Genomic DNA, 21,549 nt, shown 5'->3' with positions numbered 1-21,549 from the left:
AGGCAGTGCAAAACAAATGTGGGAGCGGCGGTGCTCCCACATTTTTAACCGTGTCAGGTACGCAAGTCTTCAATCACCTTCGGCAACGTAAACCGGAATTCACTGCCCCGACCCAGCTCGCTCTCAGCGACGATCTTGCCGCCATGGGCCTGCACGATACCTTGCGTGATGTAGAGCCCCAGGCCGCTTCCGGTCGGGTTGTTATCCGCCTGGGTCCAGTAGCGATCGAACACGTGAGGCAAGTGCTCGGGTGCAATGCCTTCACCGGAATCGCGCACCGAGAAGACGATGTCTTCGTCGGTGCTCATGGCGCTGACACCGATATTGCCCTGGCGCGGAGTAAACTTGATGGCGTTGCCGATCAGGTTCGACAGCACCTGAAACAGACGCTCGGGGTCGCCGTTGATCTGCAGGCCGGGCTCGGCGTTGAACGTCAGGTCGATACCTTTTTCCATCGCCAGCGGTGCGAGCAAGGCGTAGGCCTCTTCGAACATCTGGCTCACGTCGAGTACCACTGGCTTTACCACGTAGCGTCCGGCCTCGATTTTCGAGGTGTCGAGCAAATCTTCCAGCAGCACGTTCATGCGCCCGGCGGCTTGTTGCATGGTGTCGATGGCCGAGGAAATCCGCCGTGAGGTGTGTGGGCCTTCGGAGCTGAAGGTCTTCTGCATCATGCCGCACAGCATGGAAATCACCGTCATCGGGTTGCGCAGGTCGTGGGACACCACTGCCACCAGGTCATCGCGGGCGCGCACGGCTTGTTGTTCGCGCAGTACCTGGCGGGCCAGGTCGTTTTCCAGGGCCGAGCGACGCAGGTCGTTGGCGGCGAACAGGTCGCCATGGCTCCACTTGGTGGAGATGCCTGCCATCTCGACTTTCCAGATTTCAAACGAGGTGCGTGGGCGAAGGCGTAGGCCCGCGTCGGAATTTTCCAGGTTCAGTGGCTTTTTCGGGTCGCCGCTCCAGTGGATGTTCTCTTTGACTTCCGGGCGAAACCACAGCACACCGTTGTCCACTGGCTTCGGCAGGCTCATGGCCAGGACACCGCTGGCCACCTGCTGGAAATCCGTTGCCGGCGGGTACACCGATGCCAGGTTGTGGCTGGAAAAGACAGTCTCTTCGCTCCCTTGCAACCACGCGTGCAACGCACGGATCTGCGTGGGCTCCGGGCAGTTGCCGTAGCAGCGCAGTTGCTTGTCTTCGATGATCGCCACGCCACCGGACACGGTCAGGTCCATCAGCAACTGAGGTTGCTGGGCCAGGCCGTCGAACACGCTTACGTGCGACGCTTTCATCGCTTGATCCAGCCGCGTCAGGGTCTCGACTTTCTCTTCACGCTGACGGGTCAGGTCCAAGGCCTCCATGGCGCTGATCTGCAACGACAACACCTGGCCGATAGTCTGGCAAGCGGTGCGCAGGTCATTCGGCACCAGCAGCGGTTCGCGGTTGCCGCAACTGATCAGACCCCAAAGCTTGTCGCCTTTCATCAGTGAGATGCTCATGGACGACAGCACGCCCATGTTCTGCATGTACTGGCAGTGAATTGGCGACACGCTGCGCAGGGTGGCGAAACTCAGGTCCAAGGGCTGGTCGGAGTCAGGGCGCAGCTTGGGCAACAGCGGCACCGGCTCGTAGGCGGCGTTCGGGATGATACGCAGCCAATTGGTGCGATACAGCTCACGGGCCTGCTCCGGGATGTCGGAAGCCGGGAAGAACAACCCGTTGAAAAGCTCCATGGACGGCGCCGACGCTTCGGCGATCACCTGGCCGTGGCCTTCATCTTCGAAGCGGTAGATCAATACACGGTCGTAACCGGTCATGGCCTGGATTTCGGTCACGCTGATTTCGTACAGCGCTTGCAGCGTTTTCGCCGACTGCAAACGCTGCAGCATTTTGCCCAGGTCACTGGTGCGACCATTCAGCACCCGCGGGCGAAAGTCCTTGAGCCGTGGTTCGAACTCCAGCACCAGCACATGCTGATGGCGGTGCAGCAGGCCTTCGAACTCCGCGCCGTTGAGCGTGACGTGCAGCGGTGCCGCGTCGAAAAACGTATTGTTTTCGGCCATGGCGCCGACGGCATTGGCGTGCTCGGTGCCTATCAGCGTGTGCAGCGGCTGGCCCAATAACGCCTCGGGTGCGCGCCCGAACAACGTGCCGACGTTGGCGCTGACCTGGATGATATTCAGCCCCGGCTCCGATAACGTCAGCAGCACACCGTGGGGTTGGATCGCCCCCGGAAAGCGGATGGGCTCGTCGGCACAGTTGGCAAGCAGCTCTTCAAAATCTTCGGTTTTCATAGCAGTACCTTCTGGCTGTCGAGCCATTGCTCAAAGCAGCTGAATGTCGAACAGGCAGCGTCTACTGCGTGTTGCTTCGCCGGTGTGTCCAATGTCTGATGGCCCAGGTACTCAAGAAAATCTTTCCAGCGTCGACCGGTTTCGACGCCGTATACATTGAGAAATGCGCCGCCATTGTCCGCATCCAAGTCCAGACGCTTGGCCATTTCCCGACGCAGTACCTGGCCTCCCAGCGTCGCGCCTTCCAGTACATACAGGGCGCCGAGACAGGCAGCGGGCTGGGCAAGAATCGGGAGCTCGCAGCAGCGAGGCAGGGCATCGATGGCGCGCTTATCCAGGCCGAGAGCGTGAAGATCGCTAACAAGCGTGGGCGTTTTGACACGCAGTGCTGTGTCAAAGCCTTCGGGGATCAGATCACTGTCATACAGCGCCGCTTCCATTGGCTTATAAAAGCCGTAATACGCTTGGAGCAAGCGACGGTACCCCTTGGCATCCAAGTACTCGGAAAAAAACGGCAGGCGCTTTTCCAGCGCGACATGCAGCAGTGCTGTGCCTGTGCGCAGCGCTTCCAATAAAGAGGGCGCACCAACGTCATGGGCCTGTGACTGCATTCAGTAAGCTCGAACTGTAGGCCTTTCGGCGATGAGTGACGTGCGCAAATGGATGACGATTCTACACACCTCAAGGTCATCAGCCGCACGTAATGGGCGAAAATGCTGACAAACAAATCCGAAAAGTCGCTGCTTGCTCATTCAGAGACCATAGCGCACGCCGTGAAGTTCGGCTGAGATGATGTCGCGACGCTATCAATGCATGGACAGCCCCTGCTGGGACAGCGCCGCTTGCACACAGTCGATCAGGTGCTCAGTGCTCCAGGGTTTGGGCAAGAAACGCACCGACCCACCTAGTTGTGCTGCAATCCTGGTGTTTCCGGACGTCAGCACCACCGGCACCGTTGGCCACCGATGCGCGACCACTCGGCTTAAGTCATAACCGTTAAGCAAACCTGGCATCTGCACATCGCTGACGATCAGGTGCACCGGATCAGCCTCGCGCTCCAGGTAAATCATTCCCTCATCCGCCGAAGGAAATGACGTCACTACCGCCCCACAATCTTCCAGTACATCCACCATCAACGCCCGAATGATTTCGTCGTCTTCCAATACTAATATCGATGGCTGAGCCATTTTCGTTACTCCACCATCAGGGTTCATAAGGTGGAGTGGGTCAGGAATGTAAGAGTTTCGATGCGAAGTTTTTTTGCCGATGGATGGTCATGTTGCCGCACGGTTTGGTGTATTGGGCTGGCTAGCAGGCATAATTGCACCACCGTTGCTGCCAGCAGCACTCGATGTGGAGCCCCCCATGAAATACACCGCCTCACTGGCGCTGATTCTCGCCGCTGGTATGTCCAGCCCCCTGACCTATGCGGCGGGCGACGCCGAAGCGGGCGGCAAACTCTTCACCAAGACCTGCGGCGGCTGCCACAGTGTCGGCGAGGGCGCACGCGGTGGTTTCGGCCCTGAACTCAACGGCATCATCGGCCGACCTGCGGGGATTACCCCTGACTATCAGTATTCCGATGCGATGAAAAACTCCGGTGTGGTCTGGACCCGGGACAAACTCGCCGCCTACATCGAGGCGCCGAAGAAGGTGGTGAGTGGTACGCGGATGATCTTCTGGGGGATCAGTGACCAGGAGAAGATTGAAAACATCCTCGCGTATCTTGAGACGTTTCAGCCCAAGTGACGGCGTTGTCGGAGCGGAACATTTTGTTTAAATGCAGGTCCGTTCCTCACACCTATTTCACCGATAAGGACATCTCCCTGTGAAACGGATTGCACTGCTCTCCCTCATCACCCTGGCCCTTTGCGCCTGCCAATCCAACCAACGTGACTCATCGCCCAGCTTGTTTAAAGACGGCATTCAACTGCGCCAGAAAACCGTAGCTGTGGATGCGGAACACGCGAAAGTCATCATGAAGGCTTACGGTGGCACCAACCCCGTCCAGTTCGCCATCCGCCGCGAAGGTGACCCCGATCAACGCCTGGAAACCCTCGGTACCGTCGTGGACAACGGTGAAGGCCGGGTTTTCAACTGGATCGCCAAAGTCAACCAGACCGCGTCCAGTGCGGTGTTTAAACGCTTTCCGCAGTTGGAGATCCAGGCGGACCCCGGCAAGAAACTAACTGTATTCGGCAGGGCAGGAAGCGTGGGCAATGGGGCTTATTACAGCTGCGTGCCGCCGGAGAGCACGTTCATCCCGGAGAAGGCGAAGGTGTATCTGGTGGAGTTCCAGTTCACGCCTAGTCGTTCGGCGTGTGCGCAGCAGGTGTTTGATATTACGGATCCGGCGAATCGGGTGTTGATTGAGGGGGAGGGGAGTGAGGTGACGGCGAGTTAAAAGGGGTTGATTGAACGGTGGGCGTTGTCCACCGTTTGCGTGGTAGTGGTTGGGCGAAAACCACTCCGTTGAAGGTGTGGGTGCAGCAGTCGCAAAAGGGTTTCATCTGTTCGGGCGTCAGCTGTGCGTTGACCTTTTGCAGCAGGCCGGCTTCGTCGACCCATAAGCCGCTGTAGTAGCTATTTTCATCCGCTCTCACGTAATCCTGCTTGTCGCATTCATGCAGCGCAACCATCCAAAACACCGGTTCTGGACGATCCAGGCGGGCGTTGGCTTCGCTGAAAACCTGATCCCAACGGTGGCCGACTTTGGAGAGAAGAAACCGGAAGAGCGGGGTGTAATCAAAGCCATGCCGTTGATGGCTATGCATCGAACCGCGGTTTGATTGTTTGTCTTTTTCGCCCTTGGTGTGACGCTCATACTGATAGGCGCGACAACTGCCGTGGCGCACGCCGTGGGTTCGGGTGTTGACTGAGCGGTAGAGGAGGGGCTTTTGCAGTGTAGGTCTCATTGCATCAAGACTCCTTTTTGGGTTGCTTTGGAGGCGGTGGCCAGGCGCCTTGGTAGCGGAAGGAAATTTGGTAGTCGAGGTAGTCGGGTTCAATCATGTGCTGGAAATACGGCTGAATAATCGTTATCCAGTTAGGCAGCATGTTGAATACATCGGCATATATCGCGGTCTCCTCGCCTAAACCCAATGCTTCAGAAACACTGTCTGGATCTGCGATATCCGCTGAATACTCATCCGCCTTCAAGTCATTGCTGTGCTTTTGGTACCACCGCAATCTGATTTTCATCAGCATTATGGAAACCTCTCTCAATCGGTAATTGCGACGGTTTTGGTGAAGACGTAACGGGGAGGCGTGGCGCTCTGTGGTGTCTTATTACAGCTGTGTGCTGGTGATGAGCACGGTTTGCTCCGTAGAAGGCAAAGGTGTCTGGGGGAGTTCATGTTCAAACTCGATTCCTCGGCATATGTGCGGCAGGTGTCTGATATTACTGATCCGGTGAATCGGGTGTTGATTGGGGGTAGGGGCGCGAGGCGAAAGAAGGTTAAGCGGACAGACCGAACAAATGCGTATGCTGCGCTTGGAAGGACCGGAAGGTTTGATACTTCCAGCGCTCTCCGCCAGTGGCCTCATCGGCCGTGCTGACTTCGCCGAAGTACCAATGCTCTGACTCGAAGACGTTTCCTTTTTCGTCCTCATGGACAAAATGAAAGCCAACCTCGTGAAGCCCCGGCGGAACTGTCAGTCCCCATTTGCTGGCAAGGCTTCGGCCGGTAATGCGGGTTTGGCGGAAGTACTCATAGTCGAAGGGTTGGGTGTGTCCGAGATAGCGGGCTTTGTCGGTATAGATACAAACACGGCTTGAGAACATGTCCGGGACCATAATGCAGGCGACAATCCAGCATTCGGGGTCATCGTCTGATCGCGCTTCAACCAGATGGCCTGCTACTTTGATCAACTGTTGAGCGCAATGCGCCAGAATTCCCGGTGTGGTTTGATAACCTTCAACAAGATTTTCGATAACGGGGATTCTTACGTTTACGTAGTCGGGTTGCGACGGTAACTTTTCGTAAAAGCAGCCTTCGAAGCTATCTGCCCAGCGGGTCAGGGCTCTGAGATGCCTGGGAATGTTGCGGATTTTTTTGTTTGTCAGTGACAGTTTGCGCATGAAGCTGAACTCTTTAAGTTTGTGTTATTCGTTTGCATTTTCGTAATCAAACGCGATGAAGTAATCGTTTTCTGAAAGAGTAATTTCATGAGAGAAATGTGCCTGTATGAGGGGTAGCCACTCCCTCCGCAGTTCAAGCATGCCATTATTGACGTCTTCATCTGCCGACAGCCCAAGCTTAGAAATCACGGAGTAGTCATCTCCTAAGTCTGCTGAGTTCTCCGTTCCGCTCAGCCGTTCTGTGGTTCTGTCGAACCATTCCAATCTCACTTTTAGTCCCATGTAGCCCTCATAGGTATTTTCTGATATTTCGTTTTTTCTTCGGTCCTTTTAGCTGCTCGCCGGTTACGTGGCTGAACGCACCTAGATGACTCCCATCACTTGCTAGATAAACTTCCAACTCCCCATGTTGAGAGTCCCATTCATAGATTCTCCGGCCTTTTTCCTCAATCCAACGCTCTCTCAACCCGGTACCACCCTGTCTGGGAGTCATGGGTTTTGCTTTTATCAGGTTTTCAAAGCCAGTTATTTGTTCAGTATTAGGCGCCTTGTGGTACTTGTGATCACCTGCCTTAACACTCACCACCACATACAGCGGCCGAACCCCCGACTCCACCGGGAACACCAGAATAAAATCCCGATACTCCGGCGGATAAATCGGGTTCACCAGAATCTGCGTGGCCTTCTCCGTCGGCGGGTAAATCCAGATCACCGGCGCTTGCGGTGCAGCCTCCAAGGCTGGAATACCTAACGTTTCACTAGGATCAATAGCGGGCGTCCAGATCAGCTCCACCCCTTCACCCAAATCCGCCACAAACTGATCGGCACGGCGTTGAAACTGCACCACATCAATCATTTGCCAATCGGCATTGTTGCCCGTGTAAAATCCATACCCCTTGAGCGTGCCGTCCTCGCGTTGCTCGATATGCAATCGCATCTGCGAACGCGCCCGTTGCATTGAACGCAATTGCTCCTCGCTGTAGAGCGCGCTATCACCCAGATCCGACGGCCAAGCCAGCGCTACCAACCCCGTCAACAAGCCACCGGCTACTGAGCCGACGGCGGTGGCTGCTGGCTCCAATACCGCCGAACGCAACGCCAACTGCCCTAAGCCAACGGGCAGTGCGCTGCCGCTGATCTTGCGCAAGGCAACCACGCCCTTACCGTCCACTTCGCGGCCACCCAACAGGCTTAAATGGCCGTACTCCTTGATCAGCTCCAACGGGACGTACCCGGCGGGATTGAAGTAATGGGTGATGCCGTCAGGCAGTTGGCAGGGCTTGATAAAAACGCAGCCGGGAGGTTTGGCTAGCGTAGGTGCTGGGGCGGGGAATGGCTCGAAATAATCAACAGACGGCGAATACGGCACACGCGACGGCTGCGGAGTCAGGATCCGTCGTTTGAGTAACTCTTCTTCAGTGGGGGGATAAAAGCGTTCTGACATGACCGGCTCACTTCCTTGTGCGAGGGAGTGAGCCTACGAGGGGTAATCAGAAGCCGATGTCGGCTTAATTCGGTGGTCGGTGTGGGAAAAGTAGACTGGTGCGTGAGTCAGTAGATCTGTTTCGAATATTGCGATTTTCGTTTGTTTCGTTTAGCGTTGGTCTCAACTGAATTGCGTAACGCCGGAGTTGCATCATGATCACCAACCACCTCCCCAAAACGATTCTTCCACTGGAAAAAGAAGTCGAAGCCGCCGTGCAAGGCCAGCGCGAATTGGCGTCGCTGCTGTCGACCAAATTTGAAACCCAGCGCATCGACATCTTCGACAAGGAAGACAAACCCCACACGCTCGTACTTCCAACCTCAGCGTTGCGCCTGCTGGTCGATATCCTGGGCGAGTTGGCTATCGGCAATGCCGTCAAGGTAGTGTCGGTGCATGCCGAATTGACCTCGCAGGAGGCTGCCGACCTGCTTAACGTTTCACGCCCGCATCTGGTCAAGATGCTGGAGGAGGGCGCTATTCCTTTTACAAAAACGGGTCGGCATCGGCGAATTCGGTTTTCGGATTTGATGGCGTTCAAGCAGCGGCGAGATCAGGAAAGTCAGGACGCAATGGAGGAACTGGTGCGGCAGACTCGGGAGTTGGGATTGGGGTATGACGAATGAGGTGTTCGCCTTTCACGGCCGTATACGACGCTTGTGTTCTTTACCCGGCAGCACTGCGGGATTTGCTGATGTGGCTTGGTTTATCTGGCCTGTACCGAGCGCGGTGGACCCGTCAGATACATGAGGAGTGGAAACGTAATGTGCTTAAGAACCGACCAGACCTCACTCCGGATCGGGTGAATAATATCTGTGCGTTGATGGACAAGGCCATACCGGACGCGTTGGTAACTGGGTATGAAGATCTGTGTTCAAGCTTGGACTTACCTGATCCGGATGATCGTCATGTGCTGGCTGCAGCCATTCGGAGTAAGGCTGAAGTCATCGTGACCTTTAATTTGAAGGACTTCCCCGCACATGTGTTGGCAGGTTATGACATAGAACCGATGCATCCGGATGACTTTATATCGGACCTTTGGCATTTGGATCAGGCAGCGGTATTAGCTGCGGCGCAGAAACAGAGGCGGGCGTTGGCGCGTCCTTCGATGGATGGGGAAGGTTATCTTGAGATGCTGATGCGGCAAGGGTTGGTGCAGACCAGTAAGGTGCTTGGGCCTTATGAGATCATGCTGTAGGTTTCATGCGGGTAGGTGCTATCGGGGGCAAGTCGAATCGTCGTACCGCCCCCTCCGATATTTTAATCCGGAAACATCTGTTGAATTGTTTAAGCAGCGAAAAGGCCTTGGGACGCCAAGGTCAGCTCAGCAGATGCTTGGAGATCAGCCTGGAGATCTCGACTATGGAAGTTTTCCCCGTGAACTCAAACTTCACCTTCCCCAGCGACGAAAAGTAAATCTCCAACTCCGAATCCAGATCAAATGTCCCGGACGTCTCCACCGAATACGCCACGATGTTCTTGTACGGCAGCGACGTGAAGTCCTTCTTACTGCCAGTAATCCCCTGCACATTCACCGCGATAATCCGCTTGGTGGTAAACACCACGCCATCGCGCATGGCCTTGTACGCGTCGACTACTTCTTCGCCGTCCAGCAGCAGGGCGGTGACGCGTTCGGCGTATTCGTTGTTTTGCTTGAGCTTGAAGAAGCCTTTGTTGTTGAAGTCGATCATGTGCCTGCCCTCTTGGGTGTATGCCGTTTTGCTCGCGGATCTGTATCTAACGCACGCATTTTGAACGCCCTACCATAGCGTCCAACCCTACAACGTTGACCAAATGTTTCGCGTCGACAGCACAACCGTCCAGGAGCCAAACCATGCCTGAAGTGTCCAGCTGGCTAGCCTATGCGCTGATCTCCCTCGGCATGGTGCTGACGCCCGGCCCGAACATGATTTACCTCATTTCCCGTTCGATCTGCCAGGGCCGCACCGCCGGGTATATTTCCCTGGCTGGCGTGGCGTTGGGTTTCCTGGTTTACATGCTGTGCGCGGCGTTGGGGATCACGGCTTTGGTCATGGCGGTGCCGTTTGCCTACGACGCGCTGCGCTTCGGCGGGGCGTTGTACCTGGCCTACATGGCTTGGCAGGCGGTCAGGCCGGGTGGGCGCTCACCGTTCCAGGTGCGGGAGTTGCCCGTGGACAGCCCGCGCAAGTTGTTCACGATGGGCCTGGTGACCAATCTGCTGAACCCCAAGGTGGCGGTGATGTATTTATCGTTGCTGCCCCAGTTCATCGACCCGAATGGCCACGGCGGTGTGCTGGCGCAATCGCTGGTGCTGGGCTTTACGCAGATTTTTATCAGCGTGAGCGTCAACGCGGTGATCGCCACCCTGGCGGGTTCTATTGCGGTGTTTTTCGTCACCCGGCCGGGCTGGCAGGTAGTGCAGCGCTGGTTGATGGGGTCGGTGTTGATGGGGTTGGCGGTGCGTATGGCGGTGGAAGGGCGGCGGTAAGTTCGCCTACTGGATGTCTTTAAGGTAATCCCTGAGGTTGGTTAGCGGTGCACGCAGTTCATCGAGCTGATCTGCGTTTTGCACATCAGTCGCCAGCCTCTGCAATTCGCGACCCATTACCGTGTCAGCCCCGCCCAATGCGTTAAGCGCTTGATCAATACACTCGGCAAGTTTGGATTGAATAACCGCCAAACTCTCCTGCCGCACCAACAACCCAAACACCTCCCGCTCATACCCATCCATCACCAGATCATCGCGCAAAAGCGGGCTGCCGCCGTCCGTCTCGTGCACCAGTTTCAGTGCAAAGAGCGCAACCGCTTCCAGCGTCAATTCCATGGTCTCGGTTCCTGGGGCTTTGGGGGGACGGCGATGATCCCTGTTCTGTGGCTGAAAAAAAAGACCCGGGGCTGTATGCCGTCTGTTGCGGTGCGGTCGCTTTTGCTCGTTGTGGTGGCCACTTTTTCTCATTACCATTGGGAACAATTCTTATTCGTAGGGCTTTGTATGCCCCCGCTTCCCGAGTCCGTCGCCGCACCTTTCAGCGTTGGCAGCCTGTATTCGGCCCATCACGGCTGGATTCAACGCTGGCTGGCCAGAAAACTCGGCAATGTCAGTGATGCCGCCGAGCTGGCTCACGATGTCTTTGTCAGGCTGTTGAGCCATCCGCGCGAATTTGGCAGCGAGGGGCACGCGCGTGCGTACCTCAGCACCTTGTCACGCAATGTGTGCGTGGATTTTTTCCGACGCAAGCAGGTGGAGCAAGCCTGGCTTGAGGTGTTGGCGAGCCGACCTGAGGAATGCGCGCCGTCGGAAGAACACCGCGCGTTGGTGTTGGAGGCTCTGGTGCATTTGCAGGCGATGCTCGATCGCTTGCCGGCCAAGGTGTCCGAGGCGTTCTGCCTGGCCCAGATCGAGGGCTTGAGCTATCGCGAAATCGCGGCGCGCATTGGCGTGAGTGAGCGCACCGTCACCAAATACATCGGCCAGGCCATGTTCCAGTGCATGGTGCTGGAGGCCGAGTTGGACGGTGCCTTGTCATGAACACCCACCCCGGCGGCCTCGACCATGCCACCCTGCAACAAGCCGCTGACTGGTTCGCCCGCCTGAGTGCCGAGCCCAACGCCTTGCCACTGCATGAGGCCTGGCGCCAATGGCATGGACACAGTGAAACCAATCGCCTGGCCTGGAGCTATGTCGCACGCGTAGGGCAACGATTTGCGCCGTTGCAGGAAGATGTCGCGGGGGCCAATAAGACGCTGGAGAATTTGCGCCATTCCCAGCGTTCGCGGCGTCAGGTGTTGCGTGGGTTGTCGGTGGTCATGGGTGGCGCGTTGCTGGGGTGGGGCAGTTGGCAGCAGCGTTGGTTACCGGGGGCCTGGAATACGGATTTCCATACGAGCACCACAGTGCTGGGCGAGCAGCTTTTAGCCGACGGTACGCGCATCTGGCTCAACAGCGGCACGGCGTTGGATGTGAACTTCAACGCCGGCCAGCGCGAGTTGAAGCTCTACAGCGGCGAAATCCTGATCAACACCGGCAAGGACAGCCGGCCTTTTGTTGTCGACACGCCCCACGGCCGCTTGCGTCCGCTGGGTACACGATTCAGCGTGCGTGAACAGGACGGCCGCACCTTGCTCAATGTCTTTGAAGGCAGCGTGGAGGCGACCTGCGTTGATACCCATCAAACCCGCATCGTGCCGGCCGGGCAGGGCGTTACCTTCGACCGACAGCGTCTGGCCGCAACGCAACGCGCGCAGCCGGGGCGTGAGGCTTGGGCAAAGGGCGTGTTGATGGCGAACGATATGCGTCTGGAGGACTTTATCGGTGAACTGGCCAGTTATCGCCATGGCCATCTGGGAATCGATCCACAGGTCGCCAATCTCCGGGTGATGGGCACCTACCCGCTGCAAGACACCGATCAGGTCCTGGCCATGCTTGAGCAGGTACTGCCCGTGCGCATCGAGCGTCGATTTGCCTGGTGGACCACGGTGGTTCCGCGCTGACGGTTTTTTTGCATTCAGGCTTCCGGTTTTGATTTTTCATTCGAATTAGAGAAGGACAACGGCTTGATGCCTCCTTCGACCGGAACTGTTTTATGTCCTCATTCCTGCGTAACTCACCACAACCTTTAACGCTGGCTATCGCTTTCGCCTTGGCGATTCCCGCCTACCTGAGCATGGCGCCACAGGCGGTAGCCGCTGAACAGTCGAGCGTCCAGACCTACGATCTGCCCGCCGGCGCCCTGGCCGATCAACTCAACCAGCTCGCCGCGCAGGCCGGTATCTACCTGGCCGGTAATGCTGCGCTGACCGCCGGCAAGTCTGGCCCGGCGCTGCGTGGCAGCTACACGGTTGAGCAGGCACTCCAAACGTTATTGGCGGGCAGTGAACTGACGGTGGTGCAGACCGGCGAAGGGCGCTATCAACTACAGCCTGGCGCAGGCGGCGCCTTGCAACTGGGCGCGGTGTCGATTTCCGGCATGGCGCCGGGCTCCACCACCGAAGGTACCGGGCTGTACACCACCTACTCGTCCAGCAGTTCGACGCGGCTGAACCTGACCCAGAAAGAAACCCCGCAATCGCTCACCGTCATCACCCGCCAGCGCCTCGACGACCAGAAGCTCACCAACCTCACCGAAGTGCTGGAAGCCACGCCGGGCATCACCGTACTGCGCGTCGGTGTGGGTGCAGAGAACGATACGTACTGGTCCCGTGGATTCCAGATCAACAACTTCGAAATCGACGGCGTACCCACCTCGGCGCGCCTGGACAACACCACGCAAAACACCGCAATGTACGACCGCGTTGAAGTGGTGCGCGGCGCCACCGGCCTGATCAGCGGCTCGGGCACGCCCTCGGCGACCATCAACCTGATCCGCAAGCGTCCTACCGCCGAGGCCCAAGCCAGCATCACCGGCGAGGCCGGCAGTTGGGATCGCTACGGCACCGGTTTTGATGTGTCCGGGCCGCTGAACGACAGCGGCAATATCCGCGGGCGCCTGGTGGTGGACTACAAGAAACAGAACTCCTGGGTCGACCGCGTCAACACCGACTCCCAACTGGTCTACGGCATTTCCGAGTTCGACCTCAGCGAAGCGACCATGCTCACGGTGGGTTTCAGCTACATCAACAACCAGGTCAACGACCCGCTGCGTACTGGTTTCCAGATGTTCTACAGCAACGGCAACCGCACCCACTTCAGCCGCTCTGCCAACAGCGCACCGGACTGGGCCTACAACGACCGCAAGCAGACCAATGTCTTCACCTCCATCGAGCATCAGTTCGATAACGGCTGGAGCGGCAAGGTGGAAGTCAGCCATACCCAGAATGAGTTCGATGAGCTGATCAACTACATGAACGGTGATATCGACCAAGCCACCGGGCAGGGCGCCTACCTGTATCCCAACCGCTGGTCCGGCACGCCACGGCAGAACAACCTCGACGCCTACCTCACCGGGCCGTTCAACCTGTTCGGGCGCGAGCATGAGTTGATCGCCGGCGTCACGATGTCGCGCTACGAGGAAAACACCCCAAGCCACGGCGGCTGGTTTGGCCCCTGGACCGGCTATAACGGCACCGTGCCGAACATCTTCAATTGGAACGGCAGCGGCGCCAACCGCCCGGACACCACACCCGTGGGCAAAACCCACATCGAAGAAAACCAGTACGCGGCCTACCTGACCTCACGCTTCCACGTTACCGACAACACCGCCGTCATCCTCGGCGGTCGCGTCACCGACTGGAAGCGCAACAACCAAGTCACGGTATACGCCGATCCGACCCAGAACACCGAAAGCAAGGAAACCCGTAACGGTGTGTTCCTGCCCTATGCCGGCATCGTCTACGACCTGAGCAACACGTGGTCGGTATATGCCAGCTACACCAAGATTTTCAATCCGCAGGCCTACGGCATCCACGACGAAAACAACAAAGCCCTGGAGCCGCAGGAAGGCACCGGTTACGAAGTGGGGCTCAAGGGGAGCTTCAACGACGACAAACTCAACGCCAGCCTGGCACTCTTCAAGATCGACCAGGACAACCTCGCGGTCTACGTGCGCAGCCCGGACATCTACCGCCTGGAGCAAGGAACGACCACCCAAGGCGTCGAGCTGGAACTCAACGGCGAACTGAGCGAAGGCTGGCAAGCGTCGGCGGGTTACGCCTACAGCGTAAGTACCAACCAGGATGACGAACGCATCGTCACCACCAGCCCGCGGCATAGCCTCAAGACGTTTACCACATATCGCCTGCCGGGCGTGTTCGACAAAGTGACCGTGGGCGGCGGGGTCAACTGGCAAAGCAAGACAGGGCAGGATCTGCATACGTTTGAGCAAGGCAGTTATGCGCTGACCAACCTGATGGCGCGGTATGAAATCAGTAAAAACCTCAGTGCGACGTTGAACGTCAACAACGTGTTTGATCGCAGTTATTACGCCTACGCCGATAGCTGGAGCGTCTACGGTGCGCCGCGTAACTTCATGACGAGCTTCAAATACACGTTTTGAGGATTAAGTTGCGGCGACCAAGGAACGATATTAATTAGCCATGTTCCTACGCGCAGTGCCAGGCTTCCCGGTCACACAGATGACCGGGTACAAGGCTCATTTGGCGCTGCGTTGACAGCCCGCACTTTACCCACTGACAAGGACGCAAACACCCATGCAACCATCTCCCACTCATGCCCCAGCCACCACGGGCGAACTGATCGCGACGTTCCGCCAAGGCAAAGCTTTCCTGATTTTCAGCCTGATATTGGCCGCTGCGCTTTTGGGCCTCGCCGTATTCGTCTTCTACCTGAGCACGATTGTGCCGATGGGCAATGACGGCCCGGTTAGCCTTCACACGTCCCGAGGCATGACCCTGAATTTCGCCAGCCAACACAGCGTGTTTTATTTCACCAGCGGTTTGTTGGCCGTTGTGGGGCTGTGCATAGTAGGTATCTACGTTTGGCAAAAAAAACTGCGCAACACCCACTACGAAGTGTATGAACACGGCCTCGTGCGCATCACCAAAGAGCAGCGCGACTACACGCCGTTTGCTGAGATAGAAGACCTGTACCTGTTCAGCTCCGGGCAAACCGTATTGACCGGACTGATCACAAACCTGGCCTATCGCCGCAATGCCGCAGAGCCGTTTCATCGGGTGATCGAAACCCTCAAAGGCTTTCAGAAGTTTCAGGAACTGGTCCGTGACCTACACGTGCGCGCGCGCCTGCCGGCCGTGGCAGAAGCGCTGGAGGCGGGCCGTTCGATCACCTTCAATTGCATCAACTCCAAGCAGGTCTGGGGCAAGCGAGTGACCGGCAACTTCCTGAAAATCACCACGTCGCCCATTGTTGTGAACCGGGATTTCCTCGAGTACCAGGGCAACACAGTGCCGATGTCGTCGCTGCGCACGGTAGACCTCAACGCCTGGACCGAAAACGTAGTGATCAAGGACGAGAACGGCAAGCCCGTCTTGTCGACCATCGCCACCGGTATTCTGAGCCATGACCTCTTCCTCAATACGCTTGACGTCGTGTTGGCGGTAGAAGAGCAAACACGCGAGCCAGCTTGAGCCTACGCCGGCGATCACAGTTATCTGCGCGCTGATTGCCGTACTGAAATAAACCTACCGACCGCTCGGCAAGGGCGGTCGGGTCTCGACCTGTTCGAGGCTTACACGGTAGGCGGTGTAAGTGTCGCTGTCTTCCAGGTAGAGGTTGCTCTGGTAATCCGACCGAGACGGCGCCCTTGACTGTGATGTGCAGGCCGTTGGCGACGCGGCGGCATGATCGGGTTCTTCCTTGAAGGATGGCGCTAGATCATAACGGTTTGAAAGGACTGGCGACCTCAAGGAATGCCAACCCTCAGACCCACTGATCATTCACGGCGGTACGGTCCCCGCCTTCATGCCCGGTGTTCAAGATGCCCCGTGGCTCGATCATCATCAACTTGGCTTCGCCTTCGGCGGCGGTTCGGTGCTCTATGCCGCGAGGGACTACGTAGAGTTCACCTGGCGCTACATAGACCGTGCCGTTTGGGAGGTCGATACGTAGCGTGCCCTCCAGCACCAGGAAGGCCTCGTCGGTTTCGGGGTGGGAGTGCCAGATGAATTCGCCTTCGATGCGTACTACCTTGAATTGGTAGTCGTTCATCTCGGCGACGACGCGTGGGCTCCAGTGTTGGTCGATGAGGGAGGCTTTTTGGGTGAGGTTTATGGGATTTGTTGGAGGCTGTGGCTGGACCATGACGGGGACTCGGGTGGGTGAGGGTGGTCAGGTTAGCGGAGGAGGGGGAAGGAGAGCTTGTACGATCCTGCAAGTTGGTGAGGGGCGGGGACGATCACTTGTAAGGATGTGCTTGTCCGCTCTGGGCCAAAAGCTATCGCTCAGGGGTTCAGATACTTGATGACAGCACCGGCAAACAGATCTGGCTGATCAAGCATGATGAAGTGAAAACTGCCGTCAATGCGCCTGAAGCTGATGTTTGGGGTTGAGGCATAGGCGTTACGGAACATTGCATCAACTTGGGACGCCTCTATGCCGTAATGCGAGTCGTAGGCATAAACGACCTCGACAGGCACCTTGATGCGTCCAAGCTCAGGCCGCAAATCGGTAACCATCAGTTCATACATGGCATCGGCCATAGTCTTTCGGTCCGAGTTTATCCCCGCTGCCACCAGGCCTGGTCTGGCCGCTTCGGTTTTGGCAAGACGGGCGATGGAGGCATGCTGCATAGCTTCCACCTGCTCAGGCGTAGCCGCTAACATTGCATCCTGCACGCATGGCGCTTCCCTTTTCGTGCAATGCGAAGTGGTATTTACGATGTCGAAATCGCCAATTGCACCGATGGGTAAGCCGCTTAACGGGGTCATAGCCATTCCTTTGACCGAAAAATTATTGCCACTATACGGCGTACAAAAGCGTGTCCGATCCTCTCTATTAGCGTGCATCGAGTATCAACGAGCGAGTTCAAATAGTGCGTTTGCCTTCATGGACATCTCGAAGTGCAAGCCACGCCAAGTAGAAGACACCCGTGCGTCCGCAGAACAAGCCGACGGTAAATCCTGATGCGGCACCAGCAAGGACGAGCATTTCCACAGTGGCCGAGAATTCTGGATGTACGGCAGCTTGATAACCGATGAAGTATTTCACGGCAAAAAAGAGAAGCGAGATACCAAGAACTTTCCATGTCCCAGGCACGATCAGATGCTTGCCCTCCTCGTCCAAAGCCAGTCCGCGTCGAGGAAATAGTGCAAATGCGACTAAGCCACCTAAAAGCATTCCCGTGAACCAACTGCCAACGGTCAACTCAACGCGGTCCGCATAGCTAAGAGAAAGGAGTGACCAGATCACCAAAACAACCGGTGTGATGACCAGCGACCGCTGACTTTCACGACTGGTTTTCCTGGCACTCAAACCGTAGTAGCAGACCAAGAGAAATGCGCCGTAAACCCAGAGTGGCGTGCCTTCCAGAGCATCGAGCATTGTTCAACTTCCTTGCCAACGTTTGTAGCCGGATGCTGGCACAGCCTCGTAAATGTTGCCAATTATTTGAAACAAGACGAGCGCCCTCAAGAGGCTGCATCGGAATGTCGACGGGCTGATCCGTATGCCTATCTCAAAGATGTGCTGACAACGGGCCAATGAGATCTGCCAACTGCTACCGCATCAGTGGGTGCCGGCCTGAATTACGCAAGGTGAGTTGGCGTGCGCTTACGGAACACCCCTTTCTTATCGTGTCGGGTCATACGCGTTGACTATCGCACCCCACTGCATTTCATGGTCTTCGACCGCAACATTTCATTCGCAACCAGACACCGCGATACGAATGTCCCATAAGCACTTACACCAATGTTGTATGCCAACCCATGATGCGTCTTCTTGGTTATCAGGGCGCTTAGTGGCGCCCGAAAACACGAGGCCCTTCTTTAAAAAACGACTCGGCTCCAGGTTTGTTGAGAAATCGAATGACTCCCAATTTAGGCCAGAGCCGAGGAGAAGAATCGTTCGATTTGAGCGTCTAACGCCTCGGCGTCATCACCTTCTTCACCTGCGGCAAACAACCCAACCTTCGCCACCTATTCCGCGTGAATTCCGGCGTACCCATTCGCGATGCCCTGGAGCATGCCTCCGAGCTTCTCCATTGTTCAAAAATGCTGGCATTGGATGCCGCCATGGATAACAGCGCAGATCGCTACGCCTGGGCGGCGCATTATTTGGGGGAGATGGCGAAGGCGGTGGTGGATGATTTGGCGAATGGGATGTTGCCGAATGGGGTGGTGGAGGAGGGGGAAGGGGTTGGTGTGTAGGCAGGGGATTTGAGGTGTTGGGGCTGGCGTCATCGCAGGCAAGCCAGCTCCCACAGTAGATCGTGTTGCAGACAGATAGTGGGTGGTGAGCAGTGAATCAGCTGGCCGCCCACTTTTCTACAGGCGAAAAAAAAGACCTTGAATTTCAAGGTCTTTCTTTAAGATGGTGCCCCGAGGGAGAATCGAACTCCCACTTCTTTCGAAAACGGATTTTGAATCCGCCGCGTCTACCAATTCCGCCATCAGGGCTCAATGGCGGCGAAGTATAGAGATGAGATTACCGTTGGTCAATCACGTTTCATGGTCAATTTTCACTATTTCCGCTAGACTTCCCGGCCCTGCTAGACGAACCCCATCATGCGCGTTGCTGACTTTACTTTTGAGCTCCCTGATTCGCTGATCGCTCGCCACCCTTTGGCCGAGCGTCGCGCCAGTCGACTGCTGACCCTGGACGGGGTGAGCGGTGCCCTCGCACACCGTCAATTCACTGATTTGCTTGAGCATTTGCGCCCAGGCGATCTGATGGTGTTCAACAATACCCGGGTGATTCCGGCGCGGCTGTTTGGCCAGAAAGCTTCCGGCGGCAAGCTGGAAATTCTGGTGGAGCGGGTGCTGGACAGCCATCGTGTGCTGGCCCATGTGCGCTCCAGCAAGTCGCCGAAACCGGGCTCTTCCATCCTGATCGATGGCGGTGGCGAAGCCGAGATGGTGGCGCGTCATGATGCGCTGTTCGAGCTCCGGTTCGCCGAAGAGGTGTTGCCGCTGTTGGAGCATGTCGGCCATATGCCGTTGCCTCCTTATATAGACCGCCCCGACGAAGAGGCGGACCGCGAGCGCTATCAGACGGTGTACTCCCAGCGCCCCGGTGCCGTCGCTGCGCCGACGGCCGGGCTGCATTTTGACCAGCCGCTGCTGGATGCGATTGCCGCCAAGGGCGTCGAGACCGCTTATGTGACCCTGCACGTGGGGGCCGGTACGTTTCAGCCGGTGCGTGTGGATAACATTGAAGACCACCATATGCACAGTGAGTGGCTGGAAGTCGGCCAGGACGTCGTGGATGCGGTTAACGCGTGCAAGGCGCGTGGCGGGCGAGTGGTGGCGGTGGGGACGACCAGCGTGCGCTCGCTGGAGAGTGCGGCGCGTGATGGCGTGCTCAAGCCGTTCAGTGGCGACACCGATATCTTTATTTACCCAGGCCGGCCGTTCCATGTGGTCGATTGCCTGGTGACCAACTTCCATTTGCCGGAATCCACACTGTTGATGCTGGTGTCGGCATTTGCCGGTTACCCGGAAACCATGGCCGCTTATCAAGCCGCCATCGCTAACGAGTACCGTTTTTTCAGCTACGGTGATGCGATGTTTATCACCCGCAATCCGGCGCCGCGCGGCCCAGAGGAACAATCATGAGTCGTATGTCGTTTGAATTGCTGGCCACGGATGGTAAAGCTCGCCGCGGCCGTTTGACCTTTCCACGCGGAACCGTGGAGACCCCGGCCTTTATGCCAGTGGGTACCTACGGCACCGTTAAAGGCATGATGCCGCGCGACATCGTCGCCACCGGTGCCGAGATTATCCTCGGCAACACCTTCCACCTGTGGCTGCGCCCGGGCACGGAAGTGATCAAGAAGCATGGCGACCTGCATGACTTCATGAAGTGGCAAGGCCCGATCCTCACTGACTCCGGTGGTTTCCAGGTGTTCAGCCTGGGCGCCATGCGCAAGATCAAGGAGGAGGGCGTGACCTTCGCCTCGCCGGTCGACGGTTCCAAGGTGTTCATGGGCCCGGAAGAGTCGATGCAGGTGCAGCGCGACCTGGGCTCCGACATCGTGATGATTTTTGACGAGTGCACGCCGTACCCGGCTGACGAAGACGTCGCGCGGATTTCCATGGAGTTGTCCCTGCGTTGGGCCCAGCGTTCGAAGAATGCCCACGGCGACAACACGGCGGCGTTGTTCGGTATCGTCCAGGGCGGCATGCATGAAAGCCTGCGTAAACGCTCGCTGGAGGGCCTCGACAAGATCGGCTTTGACGGCCTGGCCATCGGCGGTTTGTCGGTGGGCGAGCCCAAGCACGAGATGATCAAGGTGCTGGATTACCTGCCGGGCCTGATGCCCGCTGAAAAACCTCGTTACCTTATGGGCGTTGGCAAACCGGAAGATCTCGTAGAGGGTGTGCGCCGCGGTGTGGACATGTTCGATTGCGTGATGCCAACCCGTAATGCCCGCAATGGGCATCTGTTCATTGATACAGGCGTGCTGAAGATCCGTAACGCGTTCCATCGCCATGATGATTCGCCGCTGGATCCCACCTGTGATTGCTACACCTGCCAGAACTTCTCCCGTGCTTATCTGCACCATCTGGACAAGTGCGGGGAAATGCTGGGTAGCATGTTGAATACCATCCACAATTTGCGTCATTACCAAGTCCTGATGGCTGGTTTGCGCGAGGCTATTCAACAGGGTACATTGGCCGCCTTCGTCGATGCCTTCTATGCCAAGCGCGGGCTCCCTGTGCCGCCCTTGGACTGAGTTTTCCGACCCTAAGATTCACTATTTGCAACTGGAGTGCTAAATGAGCTTTTTTATCTCTAACGCCATGGCTGACGCCGCTGCGCCTGCTGCTGCCGGCCCTATGGGCGGGGGTTTCGAGTGGATTTTCCTGGTCGGCTTCCTGGTCATCTTCTACCTGATGATCTGGCGCCCACAGGCCAAGCGCGCCAAAGAGCAGAAAAACCTGCTGGGCAGCCTGCAGAAAGGCGACGAAGTTGTGACCACCGGCGGCATCGCTGGCAAGATCACCAAGGTTTCCGATGCTTTCGTGGTGCTGGAAGTCTCCGACACCGTAGAAATGAAGTTCCAGAAGGGCGCCATCGCTGCCACGCTGCCAAAAGGCACGCTCAAAGCGATCTAAGTAACAACCTTTACCAA

General features: G+C 57.1%; 25 protein-coding genes, 1 tRNA gene and 1 pseudogene. 13 read left to right on the top strand and 14 right to left on the bottom strand.

What is annotated here, in order from left to right:
• Nucleotides 1-53 precede the first annotated feature (53 nt).
• The 3 genes from AB4O35_RS00850 to AB4O35_RS00840 form a co-directional block, all read right to left on the bottom strand.
• Nucleotides 54-2,297, bottom strand: coding sequence for an ATP-binding protein (locus tag AB4O35_RS00850; protein WP_065945782.1), 2,244 nt, complete (start codon nt 2,295-2,297; stop codon nt 54-56).
• The gene (locus tag AB4O35_RS00845) at nt 2,294-2,908 is read right to left on the bottom strand and encodes a biliverdin-producing heme oxygenase (protein WP_065945783.1); all 615 of its coding nucleotides are present in this window, start codon (nt 2,906-2,908) and stop codon (nt 2,294-2,296) included. The genes AB4O35_RS00850 and AB4O35_RS00845 overlap by 4 nt, the downstream gene beginning before the upstream one ends.
• Before the next feature lie 195 nt (nt 2,909-3,103).
• Complete coding sequence (locus tag AB4O35_RS00840) at nt 3,104-3,484, bottom strand: response regulator (protein WP_065874498.1); 381 nt, start codon at nt 3,482-3,484, stop codon at nt 3,104-3,106.
• Between the two features lie 178 nt (nt 3,485-3,662).
• On the opposite strand from AB4O35_RS00840, the gene AB4O35_RS00835 reads away from it, so the two are divergent.
• Nucleotides 3,663-4,046, top strand: coding sequence for a c-type cytochrome (locus AB4O35_RS00835; RefSeq protein WP_065874499.1), 384 nt, complete (start codon nt 3,663-3,665; stop codon nt 4,044-4,046).
• A 79-nt stretch (nt 4,047-4,125) separates the two neighbouring features.
• Entirely contained in the window at nt 4,126-4,701 is a 576-nt protein-coding gene (locus tag AB4O35_RS00830; RefSeq protein ID WP_065945784.1) for a hypothetical protein, read from the top strand.
• Here the strand turns inward: AB4O35_RS00830 and AB4O35_RS00825 are convergent.
• The 5 genes from AB4O35_RS00825 to AB4O35_RS00805 form a co-directional block, all read right to left on the bottom strand.
• Nucleotides 4,640-5,212 (bottom strand): hypothetical protein, encoded by a 573-nt coding sequence (locus AB4O35_RS00825; protein ID WP_309304229.1) that lies wholly within the window; start codon nt 5,210-5,212, stop codon nt 4,640-4,642. The genes AB4O35_RS00830 and AB4O35_RS00825 overlap by 62 nt on opposite strands.
• Nucleotides 5,213-5,216: 4 nt before the next feature.
• Entirely contained in the window at nt 5,217-5,504 is a 288-nt protein-coding gene (locus AB4O35_RS00820; protein WP_065880740.1) for a colicin E3-like toxin immunity protein, read from the bottom strand.
• A 250-nt stretch (nt 5,505-5,754) separates the two neighbouring features.
• Nucleotides 5,755-6,378 (bottom strand): DUF3916 domain-containing protein, encoded by a 624-nt coding sequence (locus AB4O35_RS00815; protein WP_065945785.1) that lies wholly within the window; start codon nt 6,376-6,378, stop codon nt 5,755-5,757.
• Between the two features lie 24 nt (nt 6,379-6,402).
• Nucleotides 6,403-6,660 carry a colicin E3-like toxin immunity protein gene (locus AB4O35_RS00810; RefSeq protein ID WP_065874503.1) on the bottom strand — a complete coding sequence of 86 codons (258 nt, stop codon included), beginning with the start codon at nt 6,658-6,660 and terminating at the stop codon, nt 6,403-6,405.
• A gap of 7 nt (nt 6,661-6,667) precedes the next feature.
• Complete coding sequence (locus AB4O35_RS00805) at nt 6,668-7,822, bottom strand: S-type pyocin domain-containing protein (protein WP_065945786.1); 1,155 nt, start codon at nt 7,820-7,822, stop codon at nt 6,668-6,670.
• 194 nt (nt 7,823-8,016) lie between these two features.
• Between AB4O35_RS00805 and AB4O35_RS00800 the strand changes: the two genes are divergently transcribed.
• Both AB4O35_RS00800 and AB4O35_RS00795 read left to right on the top strand, forming a co-directional pair.
• Nucleotides 8,017-8,487 (top strand): helix-turn-helix domain-containing protein, encoded by a 471-nt coding sequence (locus AB4O35_RS00800; protein ID WP_065945787.1) that lies wholly within the window; start codon nt 8,017-8,019, stop codon nt 8,485-8,487.
• The gene (locus tag AB4O35_RS00795; RefSeq protein WP_065945788.1) at nt 8,484-9,059 is read left to right on the top strand and encodes a PIN domain-containing protein; all 576 of its coding nucleotides are present in this window, start codon (nt 8,484-8,486) and stop codon (nt 9,057-9,059) included. The genes AB4O35_RS00800 and AB4O35_RS00795 overlap by 4 nt, the downstream gene beginning before the upstream one ends.
• 121 nt (nt 9,060-9,180) lie before the next feature.
• On the opposite strand, the gene AB4O35_RS00790 is transcribed toward AB4O35_RS00795, so the two are convergent.
• Nucleotides 9,181-9,552, bottom strand: coding sequence for a PH domain-containing protein (locus AB4O35_RS00790; RefSeq protein WP_065874507.1), 372 nt, complete (start codon nt 9,550-9,552; stop codon nt 9,181-9,183).
• A 143-nt stretch (nt 9,553-9,695) separates the two neighbouring features.
• Here AB4O35_RS00790 and AB4O35_RS00785 point away from each other — a divergent pair, with 143 nt between their 5' ends.
• Nucleotides 9,696-10,331: a LysE family translocator gene (locus tag AB4O35_RS00785; protein WP_065874508.1), complete on the top strand. Its 636-nt coding sequence runs from the start codon at nt 9,696-9,698 to the stop codon at nt 10,329-10,331.
• A gap of 6 nt (nt 10,332-10,337) precedes the next feature.
• On the opposite strand, the gene AB4O35_RS00780 is transcribed toward AB4O35_RS00785, so the two are convergent.
• On the bottom strand, nt 10,338-10,667 hold the full coding sequence (locus AB4O35_RS00780) for a hypothetical protein (RefSeq protein WP_065874509.1): 330 nt from the start codon (nt 10,665-10,667) through the stop codon (nt 10,338-10,340).
• Nucleotides 10,668-10,835: 168 nt separating this feature from the next.
• Here AB4O35_RS00780 and AB4O35_RS00775 point away from each other — a divergent pair, with 168 nt between their 5' ends.
• The 4 genes from AB4O35_RS00775 (at nt 10,836) to AB4O35_RS00760 (ending at nt 15,886) form a co-directional block, all read left to right on the top strand.
• Nucleotides 10,836-11,372, top strand: a complete 537-nt coding sequence (locus tag AB4O35_RS00775) for a sigma-70 family RNA polymerase sigma factor (protein WP_065874510.1) — start codon at nt 10,836-10,838, stop codon at nt 11,370-11,372.
• Nucleotides 11,369-12,334, top strand: a complete 966-nt coding sequence (locus tag AB4O35_RS00770) for a FecR domain-containing protein (RefSeq protein WP_083207108.1) — start codon at nt 11,369-11,371, stop codon at nt 12,332-12,334. The genes AB4O35_RS00775 and AB4O35_RS00770 overlap by 4 nt, the downstream gene beginning before the upstream one ends.
• A gap of 92 nt (nt 12,335-12,426) precedes the next feature.
• Nucleotides 12,427-14,835, top strand: coding sequence for a TonB-dependent siderophore receptor (locus AB4O35_RS00765; RefSeq protein WP_065880746.1), 2,409 nt, complete (start codon nt 12,427-12,429; stop codon nt 14,833-14,835).
• A gap of 154 nt (nt 14,836-14,989) precedes the next feature.
• The gene (locus AB4O35_RS00760; RefSeq protein WP_065880747.1) at nt 14,990-15,886 is read left to right on the top strand and encodes a hypothetical protein; all 897 of its coding nucleotides are present in this window, start codon (nt 14,990-14,992) and stop codon (nt 15,884-15,886) included.
• Between the two features lie 292 nt (nt 15,887-16,178).
• Here the strand turns inward: AB4O35_RS00760 and AB4O35_RS00755 are convergent, their stop codons facing one another.
• The 3 genes and pseudogenes from AB4O35_RS00755 to AB4O35_RS00745 form a co-directional block, all read right to left on the bottom strand.
• Nucleotides 16,179-16,559, bottom strand: coding sequence for a cupin domain-containing protein (locus tag AB4O35_RS00755; protein WP_065874513.1), 381 nt, complete (start codon nt 16,557-16,559; stop codon nt 16,179-16,181).
• Nucleotides 16,560-16,699: 140 nt separating this feature from the next.
• Nucleotides 16,700-17,092: pseudogene (locus AB4O35_RS00750) on the bottom strand (alpha/beta fold hydrolase); the annotation flags it as partial.
• A gap of 190 nt (nt 17,093-17,282) precedes the next feature.
• Entirely contained in the window at nt 17,283-17,798 is a 516-nt protein-coding gene (locus AB4O35_RS00745) for a hypothetical protein (protein ID WP_065945789.1), read from the bottom strand.
• Nucleotides 17,799-18,349: 551 nt separating this feature from the next.
• On the opposite strand from AB4O35_RS00745, the gene AB4O35_RS00740 reads away from it, so the two are divergent.
• Nucleotides 18,350-18,622: a DUF3077 domain-containing protein gene (locus AB4O35_RS00740; RefSeq protein WP_065945790.1), complete on the top strand. Its 273-nt coding sequence runs from the start codon at nt 18,350-18,352 to the stop codon at nt 18,620-18,622.
• 164 nt (nt 18,623-18,786) lie between these two features.
• Here the strand turns inward: AB4O35_RS00740 and AB4O35_RS00735 are convergent.
• Nucleotides 18,787-18,871 (bottom strand) — tRNA-Leu (locus AB4O35_RS00735).
• 108 nt (nt 18,872-18,979) lie between these two features.
• Here AB4O35_RS00735 and queA point away from each other — a divergent pair.
• Genes queA through yajC form a run of 3 tightly spaced genes read left to right on the top strand, consistent with a single transcriptional unit; the run spans nt 18,980 to nt 21,532 of the window.
• On the top strand, nt 18,980-20,029 hold the full coding sequence (gene queA, locus AB4O35_RS00730; RefSeq protein WP_065945791.1) for a tRNA preQ1(34) S-adenosylmethionine ribosyltransferase-isomerase QueA: 1,050 nt from the start codon (nt 18,980-18,982) through the stop codon (nt 20,027-20,029).
• A 5-nt stretch (nt 20,030-20,034) separates the two neighbouring features.
• The gene (gene tgt, locus AB4O35_RS00725; protein WP_175403018.1) at nt 20,035-21,150 is read left to right on the top strand and encodes a tRNA guanosine(34) transglycosylase Tgt; all 1,116 of its coding nucleotides are present in this window, start codon (nt 20,035-20,037) and stop codon (nt 21,148-21,150) included.
• Between the two features lie 43 nt (nt 21,151-21,193).
• Nucleotides 21,194-21,532, top strand: coding sequence for a preprotein translocase subunit YajC (gene yajC / locus AB4O35_RS00720; RefSeq protein ID WP_003175975.1), 339 nt, complete (start codon nt 21,194-21,196; stop codon nt 21,530-21,532).
• Nucleotides 21,533-21,549: the final 17 nt, after the last annotated feature.

The organism is Pseudomonas sp. H1_A03 (assembly GCF_054685145.1).
This window is presented reverse-complemented; position numbering and strand designations above follow the sequence as displayed.